Origin of the sequence: Salinivibrio sp. AR640 (genome assembly GCF_001995405.1) — a bacterium.
In the GTDB taxonomy this organism is placed as follows: domain Bacteria; phylum Pseudomonadota; class Gammaproteobacteria; order Enterobacterales; family Vibrionaceae; genus Salinivibrio; species Salinivibrio costicola.
Genome location: NZ_MUFD01000002.1, coordinates 125,424 through 144,949, shown reverse-complemented (window position 1 = coordinate 144,949; position 19,526 = coordinate 125,424). Strand labels below are relative to the sequence as shown.

Annotated in this window: 16 protein-coding genes and 3 tRNA genes; 8 read left to right on the top strand and 11 right to left on the bottom strand. The window is 49.1% G+C overall.

Going from position 1 to position 19,526, the window contains the following annotated elements:
- Positions 1-24: 24 nt before the first annotated feature.
- Positions 25-1,341 carry a YjiH family protein gene (locus BZG75_RS02190; protein ID WP_077461159.1) on the top strand — a complete coding sequence of 439 codons (1,317 nt, stop codon included), beginning with the start codon at positions 25-27 and terminating at the stop codon, positions 1,339-1,341.
- An 80-nt stretch (positions 1,342-1,421) separates the two neighbouring features.
- Positions 1,422-2,069: an esterase/lipase family protein gene (locus BZG75_RS02185; protein WP_077461160.1), complete on the top strand. Its 648-nt coding sequence runs from the start codon at positions 1,422-1,424 to the stop codon at positions 2,067-2,069.
- Between the two features lie 74 nt (positions 2,070-2,143).
- Here the strand turns inward: BZG75_RS02185 and BZG75_RS02180 are convergent, their stop codons facing one another.
- Both BZG75_RS02180 and BZG75_RS02175 read right to left on the bottom strand, forming a co-directional pair.
- Positions 2,144-3,415 carry a DASH family cryptochrome gene (locus tag BZG75_RS02180; protein WP_077461161.1) on the bottom strand — a complete coding sequence of 424 codons (1,272 nt, stop codon included), beginning with the start codon at positions 3,413-3,415 and terminating at the stop codon, positions 2,144-2,146.
- Positions 3,416-3,555: 140 nt separating this feature from the next.
- A complete protein-coding gene (locus BZG75_RS02175; protein ID WP_241824075.1) occupies positions 3,556-4,023 on the bottom strand; it encodes a DUF3392 domain-containing protein in 468 nt (155 codons plus the stop codon).
- Here BZG75_RS02175 and BZG75_RS02170 point away from each other — a divergent pair.
- Positions 4,022-4,963 carry a Gfo/Idh/MocA family protein gene (locus tag BZG75_RS02170; protein WP_077576031.1) on the top strand — a complete coding sequence of 314 codons (942 nt, stop codon included), beginning with the start codon at positions 4,022-4,024 and terminating at the stop codon, positions 4,961-4,963. The genes BZG75_RS02175 and BZG75_RS02170 overlap by 2 nt on opposite strands.
- 38 nt (positions 4,964-5,001) lie before the next feature.
- On the opposite strand, the gene BZG75_RS02165 is transcribed toward BZG75_RS02170, so the two are convergent.
- Positions 5,002-6,336: an ABC1 kinase family protein gene (locus BZG75_RS02165; protein WP_077576030.1), complete on the bottom strand. Its 1,335-nt coding sequence runs from the start codon at positions 6,334-6,336 to the stop codon at positions 5,002-5,004.
- A 55-nt stretch (positions 6,337-6,391) separates the two neighbouring features.
- Positions 6,392-8,776: a DEAD/DEAH box helicase family protein gene (locus tag BZG75_RS02160; protein ID WP_242413569.1), complete on the bottom strand. Its 2,385-nt coding sequence runs from the start codon at positions 8,774-8,776 to the stop codon at positions 6,392-6,394.
- A gap of 136 nt (positions 8,777-8,912) precedes the next feature.
- On the opposite strand from BZG75_RS02160, the gene BZG75_RS02155 reads away from it, so the two are divergent.
- From BZG75_RS02155 to BZG75_RS02135, 5 genes are all read left to right on the top strand, one after another.
- The gene (locus BZG75_RS02155) at positions 8,913-9,443 is read left to right on the top strand and encodes a class I SAM-dependent methyltransferase (RefSeq protein ID WP_242413568.1); all 531 of its coding nucleotides are present in this window, start codon (positions 8,913-8,915) and stop codon (positions 9,441-9,443) included.
- A 238-nt stretch (positions 9,444-9,681) separates the two neighbouring features.
- A complete protein-coding gene (locus BZG75_RS02150; RefSeq protein WP_077576027.1) occupies positions 9,682-9,993 on the top strand; it encodes a hypothetical protein in 312 nt (103 codons plus the stop codon).
- 479 nt (positions 9,994-10,472) lie between these two features.
- The gene (locus BZG75_RS02145; protein ID WP_077576026.1) at positions 10,473-12,221 is read left to right on the top strand and encodes a formate--tetrahydrofolate ligase; all 1,749 of its coding nucleotides are present in this window, start codon (positions 10,473-10,475) and stop codon (positions 12,219-12,221) included.
- Between the two features lie 138 nt (positions 12,222-12,359).
- Entirely contained in the window at positions 12,360-12,833 is a 474-nt protein-coding gene (locus tag BZG75_RS02140) for an NYN domain-containing protein (protein ID WP_077576025.1), read from the top strand.
- A 67-nt stretch (positions 12,834-12,900) separates the two neighbouring features.
- The gene (locus BZG75_RS02135) at positions 12,901-13,725 is read left to right on the top strand and encodes a Cof-type HAD-IIB family hydrolase (protein WP_077576024.1); all 825 of its coding nucleotides are present in this window, start codon (positions 12,901-12,903) and stop codon (positions 13,723-13,725) included.
- 134 nt (positions 13,726-13,859) lie between these two features.
- On the opposite strand, the gene BZG75_RS02130 is transcribed toward BZG75_RS02135, so the two are convergent.
- The 7 genes from BZG75_RS02130 to BZG75_RS02100 form a co-directional block, all read right to left on the bottom strand.
- Positions 13,860-13,936 (bottom strand) — tRNA-Val (locus tag BZG75_RS02130).
- A gap of 13 nt (positions 13,937-13,949) precedes the next feature.
- Positions 13,950-14,026, bottom strand: a tRNA-Val gene (locus BZG75_RS02125).
- Positions 14,027-14,090: 64 nt separating this feature from the next.
- Positions 14,091-14,167, bottom strand: a tRNA-Val gene (locus BZG75_RS02120).
- A 147-nt stretch (positions 14,168-14,314) separates the two neighbouring features.
- Positions 14,315-15,319 (bottom strand): DUF3080 domain-containing protein, encoded by a 1,005-nt coding sequence (locus tag BZG75_RS02115; protein WP_077576023.1) that lies wholly within the window; start codon positions 15,317-15,319, stop codon positions 14,315-14,317.
- 107 nt (positions 15,320-15,426) lie between these two features.
- Positions 15,427-17,460 (bottom strand): methyl-accepting chemotaxis protein, encoded by a 2,034-nt coding sequence (locus BZG75_RS02110; protein WP_077576022.1) that lies wholly within the window; start codon positions 17,458-17,460, stop codon positions 15,427-15,429.
- Between the two features lie 195 nt (positions 17,461-17,655).
- Complete coding sequence (locus BZG75_RS02105) at positions 17,656-19,026, bottom strand: MATE family efflux transporter (protein WP_021023663.1); 1,371 nt, start codon at positions 19,024-19,026, stop codon at positions 17,656-17,658.
- Between the two features lie 260 nt (positions 19,027-19,286).
- On the bottom strand, positions 19,287-19,490 hold the full coding sequence (locus tag BZG75_RS02100) for a CPXCG motif-containing cysteine-rich protein (protein ID WP_021023665.1): 204 nt from the start codon (positions 19,488-19,490) through the stop codon (positions 19,287-19,289).
- Positions 19,491-19,526: the final 36 nt, after the last annotated feature.

The following is a 19,526-nucleotide window of genomic DNA, read 5'->3' as shown; positions in this document are numbered from 1 at the left end:
GCACCTTCGACGAGAAATATTCTGATGTTCGCGATCCCATCGCTGCTTGGGTTGCTGTTTTTCATGACACCCATTACTTTCGGCGACAGTGTCACTATCCCTATTGCGGTGATGGCCAGCACTGTGTTGGACTTGTTAGGTAATAGTGCAACCGCGGTCGTCACTGCCTTAGTGGTGTTGAGTGCCGTTGTTTCAGTATTGGTTACCTTGACCAAACCTGCCGTGATCACACGTCATGGCTTCCTTAATGGCTTATTCAACGTAACCCCCATTTGGTTGGCAACTCGTATATTTGGCGCTGTTTTTGTCATCATGGCGTTTTATGGGATCGGTACGCCAGTGATCATGGGCGAAACCACCGGGGCGTTTGTGCTTAATGAATTGCTGCCTACCTTGCTTTCGGTATTCATTTTTGCCGGTTTATTGTTACCACTGCTAACCAGCTTTGGTTTATTGGAGTTGTTGGGCGCGGTGTTCACCAAAGTCATGCGCCCACTGTTTGGTTTGCCGGGGCGCTCGGCCGTTGATTGTGCGGCGTCTTGGTTGGGCGACGGTAGTGTCGGCATTTTGATGACCAGTAAACAGTATGAGCAGGGCTTTTACACCCAGCGAGAAGCGGCGGTTGTCGGCACTACCTTCTCAGCGGTATCGATCAGTTTTAGCTTAGTGGTGATTGCACAAGTTAATTTGATGCATATGTTTACCTGGTTCTATCTCACTGTATGTTTAGCAGGGATTGCGGCGGCAATAGTGGTGCCACGTTTGCCTCCTTTATGCTGGAAAAAAGATGCGTTAATCGATAACTCAGAGCGACAAGGTGACGAGGAAACATTACCAGAAGGGTATTCTACGTTAAGCTATGGCCTGCATTGTGCCCTCAACCGTGCCGAGAAAATCCGCTCGGTGAACAGCGTGCTCAAAGAGGGCGCCCAAAACGCTGTCGACATGGTACTCGGTGTCTTGCCTGTGGTGATGGCAATCGGAACCGCGGCACTGATGGTCGCAGAATATACCGAGGTCTTTAGTATTCTTGGCGCACCTTTTGTACCACTGCTTGAATTGCTGCACATTCCTGATGCGGTGAAGGCGTCCGAGACCATGGTGATCGGTTTTGCTGATATGTTTATCCCGGCTATTCTTGCGGCAGACATTGAAAGCGAAATGACCCGCTTTGTGATTGCAACCGTGTCGGTCACTCAGCTGATTTATATCTCCGAAGTAGGTGCACTCTTGCTCGGCAGTAAGATTCCAGTAAAACTGTGGGAGCTGTTTGTGATCTTTATTTTGCGTACCCTGGTGACGCTTCCCGTTGTTGCAGGTATCGCCCATTTGATTTTCTAACGGATGATAGCGCGCGAGTAAAACACAATGACGTCTCACTCGATGAAGGGTGAGGCGTTTTTTTTAAAAAGGGAGACGGGATGAAAATTGTGACATTGCACGGCTTATACATGCACGGCATCTTTTTGATCCCCCTGTGTGAGCGGCTGGAAAAACAGGGCCATCAGGTGCTGAACCTTTCGTATAACACCTTGAACCCAGACTTCGATGAGATAAACGCTAAAATTGATGCGTTTATTGGCCAAGCGCCCGCCATTCTTATTGGTCACTCAATGGGTGGGCTGATTATTCGACGCTACCTTGAGCGTCAAACCGAGCGCCTCTCGTCGGGCACGATAAACGTTCGTGCGGTGATCACCTTAGGGACTCCGCACCAAGGTGCCCAACTTGCTCGTTTATTTGGTGACCTTGGGTGGGGCGGCTGGTTATTTCAACGTAGTGAGCACCTGTTGATCCCAGATACCGTTACCCCTTGGGTCGACTTGCCACCGTTACACAGCCTCGCCGGAGATTGTCCCTTCGGCCCCGCGGCTATGCTGTTAAAAAAACAAGTCTGTGATGGCACCGTGTTGGTCGAAGAAACAAAAATCGAAGGCATGACTAGCCACGATGTGTACCCGGTTACCCACATTGCCTTACTATTCTCACGCCGGGTGAGCGATAAAGTGAGCGCGATTATTGAGAGCTATCGACCCGCCTGCGAAAAAGCCGGCGAGCCGAGGGACTAAGCGAACGACGTTTTACTGGGTAGATGAATGGGTAACTTGGTAGATAAGTGAGTAGTATCGGATTATCCTCACCATCAATACAAGGGCTCTTCATTGGTTAGCCATTTGGCGACAAAGCTGCCATCAGGATCGTATTGCGCGGCTTGCTTGTCGAGATTAAATCGGCGGCTGCCGCGGGGATCAGCCCCTACACCCGCCAAATATTGCCAATTGCCATAGTTGGCCGCCACATCAAAATCAATCAGCTGCTGCTCAAAATACGCCGCGCCATAACGCCAATCGATCCCAAGCTCGTGAATTAAACAGCTGGCGACTAACTGGCGACTACGGTTAGAGATCCACCCAGTGTGTTTTAACTGACGCATGGCGGCATTCACAATCGGGAAATCGGTACTGCCTTCGCGCCATGCCATAAAGGCTTCAGCATAAAACGTGGTTAGAGGACGTTTATTGGCGATACCTTTAAAGCGGAAAAAGCGCGCACCGTAGTGATACAGCATCCACTGAAAATATTCGCGCCATAACAACTCAAAATACAACCAATAGGTCGATTCATTCTGCTCGACATTGCGCTCATAGCGGTTTAACTCCGCTGCCGCCCAACGTACCGACAAGCAGCCGTTGGCCAGCCAAGCCGATAAACGCGAAGAAAACGCCCACCCATCAAGACCATTACGCGTTTCTTTATAACGCTGGACCCGGTGCGTATCCCATAAGAAATGATTCAATTGGGCGCGGCCGGCAATTTCACCGCCTTGATACGGGGAAATGCGACGGTCGGACAGTGGTGCCGGCTCAGATGTCATGCCAGCCAAGGGCGCCGGTAATGACTCAGGCACCGGCAAGGGTAATCGCGGTTGGATCCCTTTCTTTTCGACCGCTTTACGAAACTGCGTAAACGTTGGCGGGATATCAGGTAAATCAAACGGCAACTGGTGTTGTGTAAACAGCGTATGCGCATCGGACACCACCACCCGCTGCGGAAAGCGGCTGACTAAGGTGTCTACCTGATGGCGCTCACGCGTACCAGGATGGTCGGTGACGCCAATCAGATCAAACTCATGATCCATACAAAGGTTCGCCACCACTTCCAGCGGGTTGCCCGTACGAATAATCAGCTTTTGCCCCATGGCATCTAAGGCGCGGTGCAGCTCCGTTAAGCTTTGCCACAAAAATGCCTCGCGCTGAGGGCCCAAATGCTTGCTTTGAAAATGATCTGCACGTGACCAGCTCGGATCAATCACAAACACACAGGTCAGCGTGTCACAGCTTGAGGCCAAATTAGCGAGCGCAGGATTGTCGTGTATTCGAAGGTCGTGGCGAAACCACATGAGTCCACGTTGCATACCAATCTCCTTTTTGTCACCAATACGCTGTGATACCAGTATCGGATTGCTTACACAGTATGGCTGCTTAGTAATTAAACAGCCATACGATAAAGTGGATGATCGGGCATCGCAGGGAAGGGGGCTGGGCTATCGGGCGGTTAGATTTGGCGCTGACGCTGCGCCCACATCCCGATAAAGATAAAGGTCGCCACTAAGCCGGCAAACAGCCAATGATCAGGCCATCCACGCATTTTACCCGCAAGCCACGGCGACACCGCTATAATGAAAGCGCCGTAACCAAAAGCATTGATTGCCACAAATACCAGAGTACGAACAATAAAATGGTGTCCGGTTAATAAACGGCGTAGGGTACGGTTAATGTCATTACCAAACACCACCAAAAGCGACGCGACAATAGCCATCGCAATATCATTTAGCCAAGGCGTTAACCACGCACCGGCCTGAGAGAGCCAAGAGATTAAAATATTCATAATGATAAACACTGTGTAGAATGCGGCTAGGTTACTGATTTCTGCTGGCGACTTCCAGCGCTGACTGAGGCGGCACTCGGTTGGGCCGCATCCGGTTGGGCTACAGCTGGCGCGCACGACGTAAGGAGAAAGCATGAAGATCGCATCGATCGGGCTTGGCGACATTGCCCAGAAAGCGTATCTACCCTTATTGGCCAACTGGCCAGGATTAGATTGGGTCTTGTGTAGCCGTGATAGCCAAAAGTTGGCTGCGCTCGCACATCAATATCGGGTGACGAACACGGCCACCGACATCCATGAATGCTTGGGGCTTGGTGTGGATGGGGTGATGATCCATAGCGCGACCGACTCGCATGCGGCCTTGATTCGTCCCTGCCTCGAAGCTGGCGTGCCGGTATTTGTTGATAAACCCGTTGCCCCTTCAGGCGCAGACGTTGAAACCTTATTTAACTTGGCTGAGCAACACCAAACGCCGTTATTTGTCGGGTTTAATCGCCGTTATTTGCCACTGTTAAACACCCATCTGAACGATCAGCGTCCCGAAGATGAGTTAGGTACACCGTTGTTATCGTTGCGCTGGGAAAAACACCGCCATGCGCTGCCTGATGCACCACGCCGCTTTATTTTTGATGACTTTATTCATCCGCTCGACAGTATTAATGTACATGGCGATATGAGTATTGATGATTTAGACGTGTTCGCGCAATTTGGTGAAGGGTTACTCGGCCGGTTAGATGTGCGCTGGCACCGTGATAATAGCTTGTTTGAAGCCAGCATGAATCGCCAATACGGTGCCACCAAAGAAACCATTGCCGCTGCGTATCGTAATGAATGCTATTTCTTTGATGGCTTTACCCGAGGCGAACGCATGCAAGACAATGTGATCACTCAACTTAGCCTCCCAGATTGGACCGGTATGCAGGCGAGCAAAGGATTTGAGGCAATGCTAACTCACTGGTTTGAGGTGGTCAGCGCAGGCTGGGTTGAAACCTCACTGACTCAGCGTAACGTCTCAACCCATTGGACCGCAGACGATCTTGTCGTGTACTGCGACGCATTGCGCGATAGTGACTAAATCGAACATGCCGTTCCCATCGCGCAGCGGGATTAAACTTACGCTGTCTCAGTCTGTGGCTCGCCGGTTAAATAGGGCATTAACAATGCACGCACATTTAAGGTGACATCTAACTTCGCGGCCAGTAAATACAAGCCCGCAATTTTACGATGCAAAAACAACGCATCGGCCGGCGGCGTATGCCAATAGCCTTGCTCCATACTCAAGGCGACGCCGCGATTACGTAAGCGCGTGGCTAAGTCTGCTTGCCCAAACGCAAATGGCGAATCGGTAGCAATGGGCTCACAAGCGGTGTTCACCAGCTCAAGCACGCTGGCCTTTTGCTCGGGTAAAATATGCTCAGCAAAAAAGCCAATCTGAGTTAGCGCCGCTTCAATCCCTGCATTATCTTTTTTTATCGCCGCCAAAAACAGCTTGCGATAGCCATCGGTAAACGTCGGTGCATACTGACGCGTGGCGCCAAAATCGAGCAATACCACGCGGCCCGTGTCTGGCTGATACAAGTAGTTAGCGAAGTTCGGATCGGTTTGCACCTCCCCAAACATAAACACCTCTTCAAACAGCAATTGGAACAAACGACTTACCACCCGCTGGCGTACCGCTTCTGAAGCACGGTCAAGCTGCTCAATGGGTTCACCTGCCATATAACTCATGGTTAGAATGCGATCCGAGGTAAGAGCTGAGTGTACCTTAGGCACCACTAAGCCGTCAGCGTCTGTTAAATGGGTACCAAACCGGATAAGCGACTGCGCTTCTTTCAGGTAATCGGCTTCGTCATGCAACTGTTGCTTGGCTTCATCGAGCAAAGCTTGGTAGTTCGCCTCTTTGGGGATAAGGCCACTCAAACGCAGCAGAGTGATGACATTGTCGACATCGCTATCAATGCTGTCTTTGATGCGTGGATATTGTACTTTCACTGCCACTTTGTCACCGGCATCGGTATACGCTTCGTGCACTTGACCAATGGAAGCTGACGCGATGGGAGAGAAGCGAAAATGGGTAAATTCTGCTTGCCAATTGTCGCCCCATTGTTCGTTAAGCACGGCTTTAAGCTGTGCTGGCGGCATGGGCGTGGCATGATTACGCAATCGCGCGAGCAGATCGCTGAGCTCTGGCGGGATCAAATCGCCCGCATCCATCGACAACAGTTGACCCACCTTCATCGCCGCGCCGCGTAAATCTGCCAATTTATCGGCCACGTGAGCAATATTGGCCGGCGACATCACCAAATCTTTACGACTTGGCCGATTACCCTGCGCAAACTGCTTCGTGCCTTCCCACGCGACATTCGACGCCACCCGCCCGGCTATTGAAGCCAACGCCCCAAAACGAGACCATTTACCATGCGGAACCTTGCTGCTTTTCATAACCATCTCCTTATCACCCACTAAATGTACGGTATAAACCGAGGAATGGTTTGGTTGGGGGTTACTGCTTTCTACGCTCGCTATAAGCCGTCAGTAAGTAGTCAACAAGTTCTACTATCGCGTGACTCAGTACTTCAGTATCTTCCTGTCTAACTGGATGGCTGAGTACAAAGTGATCCTTTTCGATTCGAAACCATGCTGGTGAAGTTTTCGTCTCCTTGGTAAAAGCAGCTATCGGATTATTTTTCCAATAAGCTAACCAAGCGGCAGAATTTGCAGGCTCTTCTTTCACTTTCGCAAGGATGTCGCGCTCAGCAAGGTGAGGGTAATGCTGCAACAGAGACCGGCTTTTTTCTGCTAATTGTCTCAGGCTTGGGGGCGTACTTAGGCCATCGAGTGCTATAAAAGCCTGCAATGTTATCGCTTTAAAGCATTTGGTCATGCTTGTTTTTTGCACGCCCTGTCGCAGAAATTCAAAATATGGGATTAGCTTCTGCGTTTCTTTGTCATCTTTCTCGTGAGCAGCCACCAGTTCAAACCAGCTACCGTGCTGCTTATCTGCCTTCTTAAGGCTTTCGTACTCATGATAAAATTCTGCTGCGGTCGGTCTATGTCCCAGTTTTTGTTCCAGGTAAAGCAAGTCTTGTAAGGCTGTAGTGCGCTGTTGTTCTGCTAATTTATGCCAGAAATCGGTCACTTCAAGGTCGAAGTTGGTATAACAGCCTTTCGGAAGTTCAGGTGATTTAATCTTCTTAATGGCTTCCCGGATATTTGAGGTTCCGAGTAAAGCCATAGGCTTCAATAGGAAGCTGTGATGGTTACCGATAAAGTCCATAACAACCAGGTGAGTTTTATTATCTGCTAATCGTAAGCCACGACCTAGTTGCTGCAGAAAAATAATCTTAGACTCGCTGGGGCGCAACATCATTACAGTGTCAATGCCAGGTAAATCAACCCCTTCATTAAACAGGTCAACGGTGAACAAGACTTTCAGTTGTCCATCTTTTAGCATGGATAGTGCTTGATTTCGGCGCAAATGTGATTTGCTATGAACGGCGGCAGATGTGACGCCATGACGATTAAAATAAGCTGCCATATAATCGGCGTGCTTGGTGGAGATACAGAATGCTAGAGTACGTTCCTGAGTGTACTTCTTCCAGGTTTCAAAAGCATGTTTTGCTCGATTTTGACTGGCAAACTGATATTCCAAAGCTTCCGGATCAAACTTACCATTACGCCAAGGAATCGAGGTGTAATCGACATACCCATCCCAGATCCCATAGTAGTAAAAAGGCACCAAAGCGCCACTATCTATGCCATGAACCAGATTACGCTCAAATACAAGGTTGTTATCACACAGGCTCAGGATATCGGCTTGATCACTTCGCTCCGGTGTTGCGGTAAGGCCAAGCATAAATTGAGGCCTGAAGTAATCGAGTAAGGCGCGGTAGATTGGTGCGCTCGCATGGTGAAACTCATCGACTACAACGTAATCAAAATGATGCGGTTCAAACTGAGCTAGATGTTCTTGTTTCCCGATGGTCTGAATGGATGCGAATAAACAGTCAGCATTTTCCTGACGTACTTTGCTGGCGTAAAGTCCCGTGCTGTAGTGGGGGAGTAGCTGAGAAAAGGTATCTTGAGCCTGTCTTAAAATTTCCTCCCGATGAGCAACAAATAAGACGCGTTTAGCCTGTATTTGCTGCGCATCAAAAGCACTCAGCCACGTTTTGCCCATTCCTGTCGCTAAGACAACCAAACCCCGAAGATACCCCTGCTGTCTAGTGTCAGCCAAAGCCTTTAAAGCGACTTCTTGGTCTGGTCTTGGATAAAAAGCGTCCTTTTTCTCTGAAGGAAAAAAGTGAGTAATTTGAGGCGGTTCTCGTCGTGCAATATATTGTTGCACCCATTCAAATGTGAGCTCGGCGGTTTGATGGTGATGGAAAATATGATCAAATGCCTCACGTATACGGTAAAACTGATTTTGACTATCGTTGTTGTCCGCAATGAGATCATAGCGTAAGGCCCACTCATGGGCGCTAGTCAATGCTTGTTGACTGAGGTTATTTGAGCCGATGAAGGCGCAACCCTCTCTTTGTTCATTGCAGATAAAAATGTACGCTTTCATATGAAAGCCATCATTAGGTTGACACTGATAGATTCTTAGCTCGCCCCCGGGCAGACTGAGTAACTGTTCTAGTGCTTTTGGATCGGTGATGTGTAGATAGTCAGATGTCAATATCTTGAGGCTTGCTCCTCGTTCAATCGCTTCATGGAGGGCATCGAAAATCAGGTTAAGACCGCTACGACGGATAAAGGATACCGTTATTTCTATTTCACTGGCATGGTTGATAGCATGGAGTAGTTGAGGTAATAAGGGCTGCTGCAGTCCGATCGTGAGAACATCCGGATGTTGAGTTAAACTTGAAACTTTTTGTCCTTGCACTGAGCTATTTCCTGTTAACGACGAGCTTATCAAAATGGATGACCGAATAATGACACACTGTAATACAGTTAAATCTTCCATTCACTACTATAACGAGCATGCCGACACTTTTATAATTACAACTCAAGAGGTTGACATGAGGAATCTCTATCAGCAGGTGATTCCATCGTTATCAGCTGGAGGTGCCATTCTTGATGCCGGTTGTGGTTCTGGACGTGATGCTCTGAATTTTAAAAAAATGGGGTTTGACGTTGAGGCATTTGATGCAAGCAAGGCCATGTCGGAAGCGGCATCGCAACTTGTTGGGCAGACTGTACATTGTTGTACATTCATGGAGTACAACACTCAAAGGCACTTTGATGCTATCTGGGCCTGCGCAAGTTTGCTCCATGTCCCGTACAAAAAATTGCCAGCAACCTTTAATCATCTAAAACAATTTCTCTCACAAGAGGGAAAATTTATAGTGAGCTTTAAATACGGTGACTCCGAGCGTCAACAAGGAGAACGTCACTTTACGGATATGAATGAAGAGCGTTTTGACCAAACTATCCGAGATGCTGGTGGTTTAACTATAGAAAAAATCTGGCTTACATCAGATAATCGGCCGCAAAATGTAACGATGTGGTTCAATGCTATATTGGTTAAGTCCGAAGAGGCCACTATTTAATGCCATAGAATGATGCCGAAAATATAAGAAAGATATATTGCCCAGAAAATCGCCCTTCGATTGGGCGTTTTTTAGCTGTAAGCTTAAACAGCATCGATAGACAACAGAGCCGGCTCAATGGCATAGCGATTCGTCCAATCCAACCCCCATCACAGCTTTTGCAATAACCCTAATGTTTTTGTGTGTAAAACAGCGGGTTAGATTTTATCCTGTCTAGCAAAGTATTATGGATAGCGCGGTGAAAACCATTGCTGAAAGCGATCAAGAATGTCAACGCATGGCAATCACCTCGGCTGACATTGGCGAGCGGATCACTGCAGTCAGAGACCATTTACCATGCGGAAGCTTGCTGCTTTTCATAACCATGTCAGGTGCGTTAGCGAGTATTGAAGCGGCTTTAATGACTAAAGCTGCTGATGTCTCAATTAGCGTAGTCGCTAGTCGAGCCGTAGGAACAACAGTAGCAGGTGTCACAGCTTCTTTTTATGCTGGGGCGATTATTGGTTTCAGCGTTGAGAGCGTCAACAAGAGAGACGTCATGCAGTGGTGAAGAGCTTAAAAAAGCTTTTCAAGAGCTTGGTTTTGCGGATAACGCTTTACGCCAACCAAACAGCCACAACTTGCTAAGGAATCAATAACCATGCGCCGACTAAAGGATCGATCGTTATTAATCCTCGTTGCATTGATCGCAGCGGTAGGTGCTTATGCCTTTTGGAACACGTTAGGGGAGTTCGCGTTAATAATCTTCCCACTTATCGCGCTATATGCCTACGTGGTGGAACGGCCGAAGTTCAAACAATGATTTTTCGTGTCAATAAATACCCTCATAGTAAACAATACAGCGACCCAAGTTGAGATAGCGAATATTGAACTTGTTCCCTCGCAGGAGCATGGGAACGAGCAGGAACATTCCTCTTCTCGATTCGCCTATTAGTTGTGATATTCTTTCGCTTTACAACGGTCATTTTAGCGGTATCATTTTCACGCAAACGTTTACGTGATTATTTTATACTCTATTGAGAGGGTTTCATGCTATCTGATGTCGAAATCTGTCGTAACACCACACTGACTTCCATTTCTGCCATTGCCAAGCAAGCAGGTTTGCTTGAAGCCGAGTTTGAAACCCAAGGCAGCCACAAAGCCAAAGTCTCTCTCAATTGTTTGAAGCGCCTCGCGCCTAATCAAACTGGCAAGTTGGTCGTGGTCACCGCTATTACCCCAACGCCGCTGGGCGAGGGTAAAACGGTGACCACCATCGGCCTGGCGCAAGGGTTAGCGAAACTCAACCAATCCGTGACCGCTTGTATTCGTCAACCTTCGATGGGGCCGGTATTTGGGGTCAAAGGCGGCGCGGCTGGAGGCGGTTATTCACAAGTGGCCCCAATGGAAGAGCTAAACCTGCACTTAACCGGTGATATTCATGCCGTCACTGCTGCACACAATTTGGCCGCTGCCGCGATTGACGCGCGCATCTATCACGAGCAGCGCTTGGGCTATGACGATTTTGAAGCTCGAAGCGGACTAAAAGCGTTAAACATCGATCCGAATCGCGTGGTGTGGAAGCGGGTGATGGATCATAACGATCGCGCCTTGCGCATGGTTACTGTGGGCAAAAATGAGCCGGGAAAAACCATTAATGGCTATGAGCGAGAGGGCGGATTTGATATCTCAGCCGCTTCTGAGTTAATGGCGATTCTGGCGCTGGCAAGCGATCTTCGTGACTTACGTCAGCGCATTGGCCGCATTGTGTTGGCTTATAGTCATGCCGGTGAGCCGATCACCACCGAAGATTTGCAAGTGGCGGGGGCGATGGCGGTAAGCATGAAAGCGGCAATTGAACCCACGCTCATGCAAACCTTAGAGGGCGTGCCGACGCTAATTCATGCCGGCCCCTTTGCCAATATTGCCCATGGTAATTCGTCGATTATTGCCGATAACATTGCCCTTAAGCTGGGTGATTATACCGTCACCGAGGGGGGATTTGGCTCAGACATGGGATTTGAGAAGGCATGTAACATCAAAGCGCAAGCATCCGGTAAAGCACCAGACTGCGCGGTGATTGTGGCCACATTACGTGGCTTAAAGGCCAACTCAACGCACTATAACTTTTTGCCTGGGCAACCACTACCAGAATCACTTTTTGTGGATGATCATGAAGCATTGGTGGCAGGGTTTGAAAACCTGAAGTGGCACATCAACAATGTAAATCAATATGGTGTGCCGGCGGTGGTCGCAATCAACCGTTTCCCGCAAGATAGCGATGCTGAGCTTGCGACATTAAAAGCCATGATCGAGGCGTTACCCAACCAGGTACAAGTTGCCGTCAGTGAGGGCTTTGCTCACGGCGGCGAGGGCACGCGTGAACTGGCAAAGAAAGTCATGGCTCAATGTGCCGCTCCTTCAACCTTTAGGCCTTTGTATTCAGCCGATCAATGCTTAGAAGAAAAGCTGATGGCCGTGGCTGAAGTCGGGTACGGTGCAGGGAGTGTCACGCTCAGTGATGTTGCTAAGCAGCAGCTGCAACAATTTAAGCAACAAGGCCTTGATGATTTAGCTGTGTGTTTGGCGAAAACGCCGCTGTCAATTTCAACGGATGGCACGATTAAAGGCGCGCCGCAAGGGTTTGATGTACCGATCCGCGAGTTGAAATTGTGTGCCGGTGCCGGATTTGTCTATGCCTTATGCGGCAATGTGATGACCATGCCCGGATTGCCGGAAAAACCGGCGTTTATGAAACTTGACCTCGATGATGAGGGTAATATTGTTGGGTTGAGTTAATGGTGCCCCTCGCGAGAGCCGCTGTTATCAGCGGCTTTTTTGTTTTTGCTAGACGCGGCCACGTTTGTGATTGTCGTCACGGTAGCCTGATGTGGTATCCTCTCTGGCTTCAATTCTCCCACCGACTGTGAGCCTGACTTGAAAAAAATCGCGGTTTTTGTCGACGTTCAAAATATTTATTACACCACACGCCAAGCCTACGGGCGCCAGTTTAACTATCGCCAGTTGTGGCACACGCTGAGCAAAATGGGTGAGGTGGTTACCGCGTATGCTTATGCCATTCGTCGTGATGATGATCAGCAAATCAAATTTCAAGATGCACTGCGGCACATTGGCTTTACCGTGAAGCTCAAACCTTATATTCAACGCGCCGATGGTAGCACCAAAGGCGATTGGGATGTGGGGATTGCCATTGATGTGATGGAAACCGCACCCGAGGTTGATACCGTGGTGCTGTTATCCGGCGACGGAGATTTTGATTTGCTGATGAACAAAATCCGCGCGCGCTATCACACTGAAGCGGTGGTACTTGGTGTGCCTTCCCTAACGGCTAATTCCTTGGTGAATAGCGTCGATCGCTTTATCGCGATTGAAGACGATATGTTGTTGTAGGCACGGCGTTTAGTTTGCGGTTCTGGGACAATTTCTGATTTTATGTTGATGTTGAAGTGAGTAAACGATGTACAGATTAATCGCCCTGGATATGGACGGCACCTTGTTAAACAGCGAGAAAGCAATATCTGCTGAGAACAAGCAAGCCATTGCCCGCGCGCGTGAGAAAGGCGTGACTGTGGTATTAGCGTCTGGCCGTCCGCTTGAAGGCATGCAACCTAAGCTGGATGAGTTGGATATTCATTCAGATAAAGACTTTGTGCTGTATTACAACGGCTCGATGGTGAAAAACGTGGGGACTGACGAGGTGATCTTGCAAAAGGGGCTAGACGGTAAAGCTGCCAAAGCGCTCGCTCGACACGCTGAAGCATTAGGTGCCTATGTGCATGCCTTTAGCACCGAGCACGGATTGATCACCCCTGCGCTCAATCCGTATACCGACATTGAGGCCAACATCAACGGGCTTGATATCACCGTGATGGATTTCGAGACTCTAAGCGATGATCACCCCATTATTAAAGTGTTGATGGTAGCGGAGCCAAGCAAGTTAAACGAAGTGATCAGTGCGTTACCATCCGTGCTACGCGAGGAATTTACGGTAGTGCAAAGTGCGCCTTTCTTCCTCGAGTTTTTAAACCCTGCTAGCAATAAAGGGGCGGGGGTGGCCGCCATTGCAGCGCATCTAGGTATTCAACCCGATGAAGTGATTTGCATGGGCGATGCAGAAAATGACCATGCGATGTTGGAATATGCGGGTCTTGGAATTGCCATGGCCAATGCGATGGAAGCAACCAAGCAAATCGCGGATTATATTACCGACAGTAACGATAACCACGGTGTCGCTAAAGCAATCAAAAAGTTTGTCTTAGCGGTGGATAGCTCAGTGGCGTAATTGTACGATACAACTTAAAAAGGCTTGTTCGAAAGCAGGCCTTTTATCTCTACGCAAACATATACATGACGTTTATTTTTTATGCGTCGAAGGGAATATATCAAGATACTAAAAAAAGAAGGGGATAATTGAAGTGGTGCGTCCGGGCAGACTCGAACTGCCGACCCCCGCCATGTCAAGGCGGTACTCTAACCAACTGAGCTACGGACGCGTATTTCAAAACTTGGTGCGTCTGAGTGGACTCGAACCACCGACCCCCGCCATGTCAAGGCGATACTCTAACCAGCTGAGCTACAGACGCATACCATTTTTTTAGAACAGCCACCGCGATGTTGAAGCGATTGACCATTTGCTATCAAGCCAAGTGGTGCGTCCGAGTGGACTCGAACCACCGACCCCCGCCATGTCAAGGCGATACTCTAACCAGCTGAGCTACGGACGCACAGTGCTTGGAAGCGGGGTGAATAGTAGCGAGTTCATCTTTATCGCGCAAGCGCTTCAACGCATATTTTTGTACATTCGCGTTTGTTTGGCGATTTGATCATCAAAGTGGCGATATTTTCGCTTTTTCAGTCGCTTCGCTACGTCGCTATTGCCCCAGTTTGACGTCACAGCGTTGAAAAAGTTGCTGCCATACATCTGCATGGTGCTTGATTGCGTCTTTGTATTGGCGGTAAGCCTCTCCCTGCCAATAGGCGTTTTTATACGCGCTAAACGCATCCGGTGTTTGCAACGTAGCAAAACGGGTCAACGCTGGCGCAATATCACGATAAAGGCCATCGACACGGGCTAAATACGGCTGAACATCGCCGACGTAAAATTTATAAAACACGGTTTGTAGGCGCTCTAGGCGGGTCGTATCAAAATTGCCGCCACACAGGACTTTTTCTTGGTGATTGGCGATCAGTGCACTGGTTTGGTTAAGCCAAGCGGTGTGATAGCTCAAGCTAACAAATAGGGCGCCAAGAATGCGTTGCTTTTCAATGCTCTCTTGCCAGTCGGTGACCGATTCGTTGGCTACCGGGTGGTGGTTGAGTAAATGGCTAAACTGATCAATGGTGCTGACGGCATTACTATGTGCGGGAAGATCAATGGGGAGTGTATAGGCTGGTAAACTCAGCTGCCCGCGCCAGGCATCACTATCAGCCAAAGTATTCCAGATTACGGTGTCGCGCTGTTGGCGTTTCAGTGCCAGTGCCTGTTCTAACTCAGTGTGAATGCTCGGATCTTTGACTTGCGGTAAACACCGTTGGGCGGTGTCAATAAAATTGAGTTCGTAATCGAGTTGACGAAAGCGATCGGCGACTTTGCCGAGGGATGAGTTGCGCTCGGCGATAAGATTAAACAAGCCACACTGACGCAGCTCGTAGGCATCAAGTACGCCCATTCGTAGTGCTTCAAGTGGCTGGACTAGATCGCGTTTGCGTGGCAACGGCGGCACCGCTGGAGTGGTAAAGTCGGGCGTCGGTGCATCAAGCACATTGCCTAAACGTTGGTAATAATCAGCCATCATGTCTTTGGCCGGATCGTCAGATTGGCACCCACCTAATCCGAGTAAGGTAACGAGCAGTAAGGTTGTTTTGAGTCCGCGCATGGTTTATCTCGTGGCTAAGCTCTTGACGTATCAATCATACCATTTACGCAGGCGATCGGATGAACGATCGCCTGGTTGAACGTTACCTGTGTGCATGCGTTAAGAGCTTACTCCGCGACTTGTTGGCTTTGGGTGAGCGATAAAATGGTAGAAAGCTCCTTATCAATGGCTGTCATGTCTTGCTGTACTTGTTCAATATTAGCAATGCTTGACTGAATACTTTCGGTCGCTTGTTCAGACAGGCTCAGTAGTCGTGTGACTTCATCGCTTAACCCATCAGCAGAGTACTGGACTTTATCCATTACCTCGAGGGTCAGCCCAATCACATGGCTGATCTGACCAATGGCGCTGTTGACATTTCTCACTGTCTCTCCAGTGGTACTAAGGCTATTTTGCGTATTTTGCGATAAGTTACGGACTTCATCAGCAACCACAGCAAAACCGCGCCCTTGCTCGCCTGCGCGTGCGGCCTCTATAGCGGCGTTTAATGCCAATAGATTGGTTTGCTCGGCAATGCCATCAATCACTTTTAAAATTTCTTCAATACGGCTGGCGTTCACACTCAGGGCGTCGGTGTGGGTTTGTAGATCTTGGCTTTGCTCGTGTTGTTGTTTGACCTCGTTAGCAAGTGTTGAAAACTGTTGTTGGACAGCTTGGAGAATGTCTGCGCTCTCGGTGGCGTAGTCGGCCACGCCGCTGTAACTGTCCAACAGTGATTGTAGTAGCGATTTGTAGCGCGAAAGACGATCGATGCTGTGCGATTGAAGCGCCGAAAGTTTTTGTAAGCTATTAATTTGTTTTTGGGCGTTGTAGCCACGGTAATCGGCATAGTGAATGGCAAATTGATCGGCAAAATCATCAGCAAAAGGCTCGTTGGGTGCGACGCTATAAAGCATGAGTGCGGTCAGTGTCTGGTTTTGATGTACTCCTAATAGCTCACCAAAGGTTGAAAACCCGCCAACGCTAGGGATGTTATCAAAGCAGGTGACGCGCGCTAACGAATGGCTATTGTTGACCCGGCGCAAGATACAGTCGTTGGCTAGCATAGCAAAAGGACGGCGTGGCTTGTCTTTTAGGTGTCGTTGATAATCTTGCGCGGTGGTTTGAGCGAAATCTTCCGCCTTCATTAGGTACAGGCTATCGCCAAAATCAAGATCACAAAAAAAGTGTAGGGCGCCCTGTTGGTGATCAATCGCAGCGATTGAGCGAATATAAATATGCTCGCCAATTTTTACGCCAAACGTGTAGCCATTTAAGTGCGATTCCAGCTGATCAATCTGGCAGTTAAAATAATCGCATAACGCTTGTACCGGAGAGATTAATGCGGTGCTGTTAGGTGCAAATACATCGGTGACAACGCGGGTCGCAGGATCGCCCTTGGCAATATCGAGGTGGAAGTGAGTCGGTTTGAAGTTATGGCTATTCATGATGCCATAGCGGATACCGGGGGCCAACTTGATAAAAGCTAGCGCGGCATGGTTATCGAGTAGTTTACCGTTGAGTGCTAACTTGGCTGCATTGAAATCCAGGGTACCGCCGGCAGAGCCACCCATAAAGTAGCAAGGGAAACGGCGGGTGGCATAAAGGGCCTGCATAAAGAAGTTCTCTGAACCACTAAGACCATCAAAAAAGGTGAGTGCGACTGTGTCTTGGGCGTCGACAGGAAAAGGCACCCTGAGCTGTTGCAACGAACGTGTGATTTTTTCGATTCGTGCCTTGGGCGATAAGGTCGGTGTACCGCGTTTAATGTCTTCACAATGTAAGGGCACGGTCGCTGCGCTGACAGATTCAATGACATTGTCGCCATAACTTTGCAAAACAATGTTATCCCATTGCCCGTCTGTGGTGTGATACAGCGAAGAATGCCCACCACCCAGTTCGCCGGCTGTCATTATGGTGATCAGAGTTTGGCAAAAAGGCATCGCGGCTTGGAGTTTTTGGGTTGTTGCTTCAAAGGGTAAATGTGGCGAGATAAAAGCCAGTACCAAGGGTGTTTTACCATGAGGGCAAGATAAGGCCGATAGCGTGGTTTGATTGATAGCGCGGCTACTCATACACAATGAATGAACAAAAGGCATAGAGTTCGGCGATTGTGGCGAGGCTTTATCTGATAATGGGCGAGATTTTAGGAATTCAAACATAAACAACTCTACGATAATGTGACCGGTTGCCACGTATTTTGTCTGGGAATAAGGACAAACTATACGTGGTTTAGTGGTGCGTGCGTAGCAGTTGGGTTTGATCTATCACGCTGTTTTATATGTTTTTTATATCAAATTAATAAAGGCGTGACCGGTGTCACCCTGCCAGCGAGCGCCGACAGGGTGGCAAGGCATTCAGCGTTCTGACATGGCCAGTTGGAATTCAGGAGATTGCTGACGCAGCCAGCGTAGGCGTAACCCGAGCAGTACCGCAGCACTGGATAAGCCAATGATGATGCCTATCCAAAACCCATGCGCGCCCATGGCTGGGACGAGCCAATCTGTCATTCCGAGTACATAGCCAAGCGGCAAGCCCAAGCCCCAGTATGCGATCAGAGTGCGCTGGAAAATGGCACGCATATCTTTGTAGCCACGCAGGGCACCAGCCGCGACCACTTGAATGGCGTCGGTGATCTGATATACCGCGGCCAATAACATCAGTGATGACGCCAACGTTGCCACGTCTGGATTATCGGAATACAGGGCGATAATTGGATCGCGCAGCCAAACGGTCAGTAGCGCGGTAATAACGGCTGTGCTCACCCCCAGCCAAATCCCAATTTTGGCGGAGTTGCCTGCTCCCTCGGTGGTGCGCTTGCCCAGCAGGTGGCCGACACGAATACTGACGGCGACACCCAAACTCATGGGTAACATGAAAATCATGGTGGAGAAGTTAATGGCCACTTGGTGCGCTGCGACGGTAATAGAGCCAAGTGGTGCGATTAAAATGGCAATCGCCGCAAATAAGGTCACCTCAAAAAACAGCGAAGCAGCGACTGGGAACCCGAGTCGAAAGAGGCGGATTTGCTCTTTGAGTGCTGGCGCGTAAAGCGAGGCAAAAAGCTGAAGACCACTGAGTTTTTTGCTCACTGCCACATATAACGCCATAAGGATAGCCATGATCCAATACACCAACGCGGTAGCGACACCGCACCCCACGCCGCCGAGCTCTGGCGCGCCGAGTTTGCCGTATACAAACATCCAGTTGAGTGGAATGTTTGCCGCAAGCCCGATAAAGCCAATGACCATTGCGGGAATGGTGAGCGACATTCCCTCGCATAAGTTACGAATGGATTGGAACACCAAGAAAGCCGGTACCGCCCAGATTACCGCATGTAAGTAACCGATGGTTTTTTCAGTTAGCGCTGCTTCCACATCCATGAGATTAATAATAAAACCGGCTTTATAAAGAATAAGCCCAATGGGTATGCTCAACAGCAATGCCATATACAGACCTTGCTGAAATTGAAACGGGATCGCAGTGGCTTTGCTCGCCCCATTAAGTTGCGCAATCATAGGGACCATGGCCATTAGCAGGCCAATCCCAAACAAGATGGCTGGCATCCATATACTCGAGGCAACCGCCACGGCGGCCATATCGGTGGCGCTATATCCGCCCGCCATGACGGTATCGACAAACCCCATCGAGGTTTGCGCTATTTGGGCAATAAAAACAGGCACACTGAGCCGAATAATGGCTCTTGCTTCATCGTGGTATTGCTGCACGTTGGCCTCAACATGTTTAAGTGAAAGGGAGGGAGGAATCGATTGCGCGCAATTATACGTGCCAGGAGGCGCGAAAAGGAAGCAAAAGCCGTGTCAATTTTGCATCCCGAACGAGAGCAAACAATGATGACACAAAGAATAGCCCATCAAGACAATGCGACCCTGATACGAGTCGCGTCGGTTAGCTTTGTGTTTGCACTTGGTGATAACGTTACACTGATTTATGGCGCTGCATTCAGTGGGCGTTATAGGGTGCGTGGCTAAAAAATTTGCTCGTCATCCGCATCGACAAATAAGTTAACGGTTTTATGTAACTCGTCGATTTGCATGTTGTAGTGCACCGCATTACAGCAGTTGGGACAATCTTCGTAAAACTCTTGATTGCCGCCACTGAGATCCAGTGTGAGATCAATACGGTGTCCACAGTGCGGGCAGCTTACTAGCCGGTCAGTTATATCATCCATCGTCACAGCCCTTCTTTTATGACAAAGCGGTTACTG

What these genes read in the sequence shown, in the direction of transcription:
- BZG75_RS02190 (WP_077461159.1), top strand. Translation starts at nt 25, where the DNA reads ATGTTCGCGATCCCATCGCTGCTTGGGTTGCTGTTTTTCATGACACCC.
- BZG75_RS02185 (WP_077461160.1), top strand. Translation starts at nt 1,422, where the DNA reads ATGAAAATTGTGACATTGCACGGCTTATACATGCACGGCATCTTTTTG.
- BZG75_RS02180 (WP_077461161.1), bottom strand. Translation starts at nt 3,415, where the DNA reads ATGCAACGTGGACTCATGTGGTTTCGCCACGACCTTCGAATACACGAC.
- BZG75_RS02170 (WP_077576031.1), top strand. Translation starts at nt 4,022, where the DNA reads ATGAAGATCGCATCGATCGGGCTTGGCGACATTGCCCAGAAAGCGTAT.
- BZG75_RS02175 (WP_241824075.1), bottom strand. Translation starts at nt 4,023, where the DNA reads ATGCTTTCTCCTTACGTCGTGCGCGCCAGCTGTAGCCCAACCGGATGC.
- BZG75_RS02165 (WP_077576030.1), bottom strand. Translation starts at nt 6,336, where the DNA reads ATGGTTATGAAAAGCAGCAAGGTTCCGCATGGTAAATGGTCTCGTTTT.
- BZG75_RS02155 (WP_242413568.1), top strand. Translation starts at nt 8,913, where the DNA reads ATGAGGAATCTCTATCAGCAGGTGATTCCATCGTTATCAGCTGGAGGT.
- BZG75_RS02145 (WP_077576026.1), top strand. Translation starts at nt 10,473, where the DNA reads ATGCTATCTGATGTCGAAATCTGTCGTAACACCACACTGACTTCCATT.
- BZG75_RS02135 (WP_077576024.1), top strand. Translation starts at nt 12,901, where the DNA reads ATGTACAGATTAATCGCCCTGGATATGGACGGCACCTTGTTAAACAGC.
- BZG75_RS02115 (WP_077576023.1), bottom strand. Translation starts at nt 15,319, where the DNA reads ATGCGCGGACTCAAAACAACCTTACTGCTCGTTACCTTACTCGGATTA.
- BZG75_RS02110 (WP_077576022.1), bottom strand. Translation starts at nt 17,460, where the DNA reads ATGTTTGAATTCCTAAAATCTCGCCCATTATCAGATAAAGCCTCGCCA.
- BZG75_RS02100 (WP_021023665.1), bottom strand. Translation starts at nt 19,490, where the DNA reads ATGGATGATATAACTGACCGGCTAGTAAGCTGCCCGCACTGTGGACAC.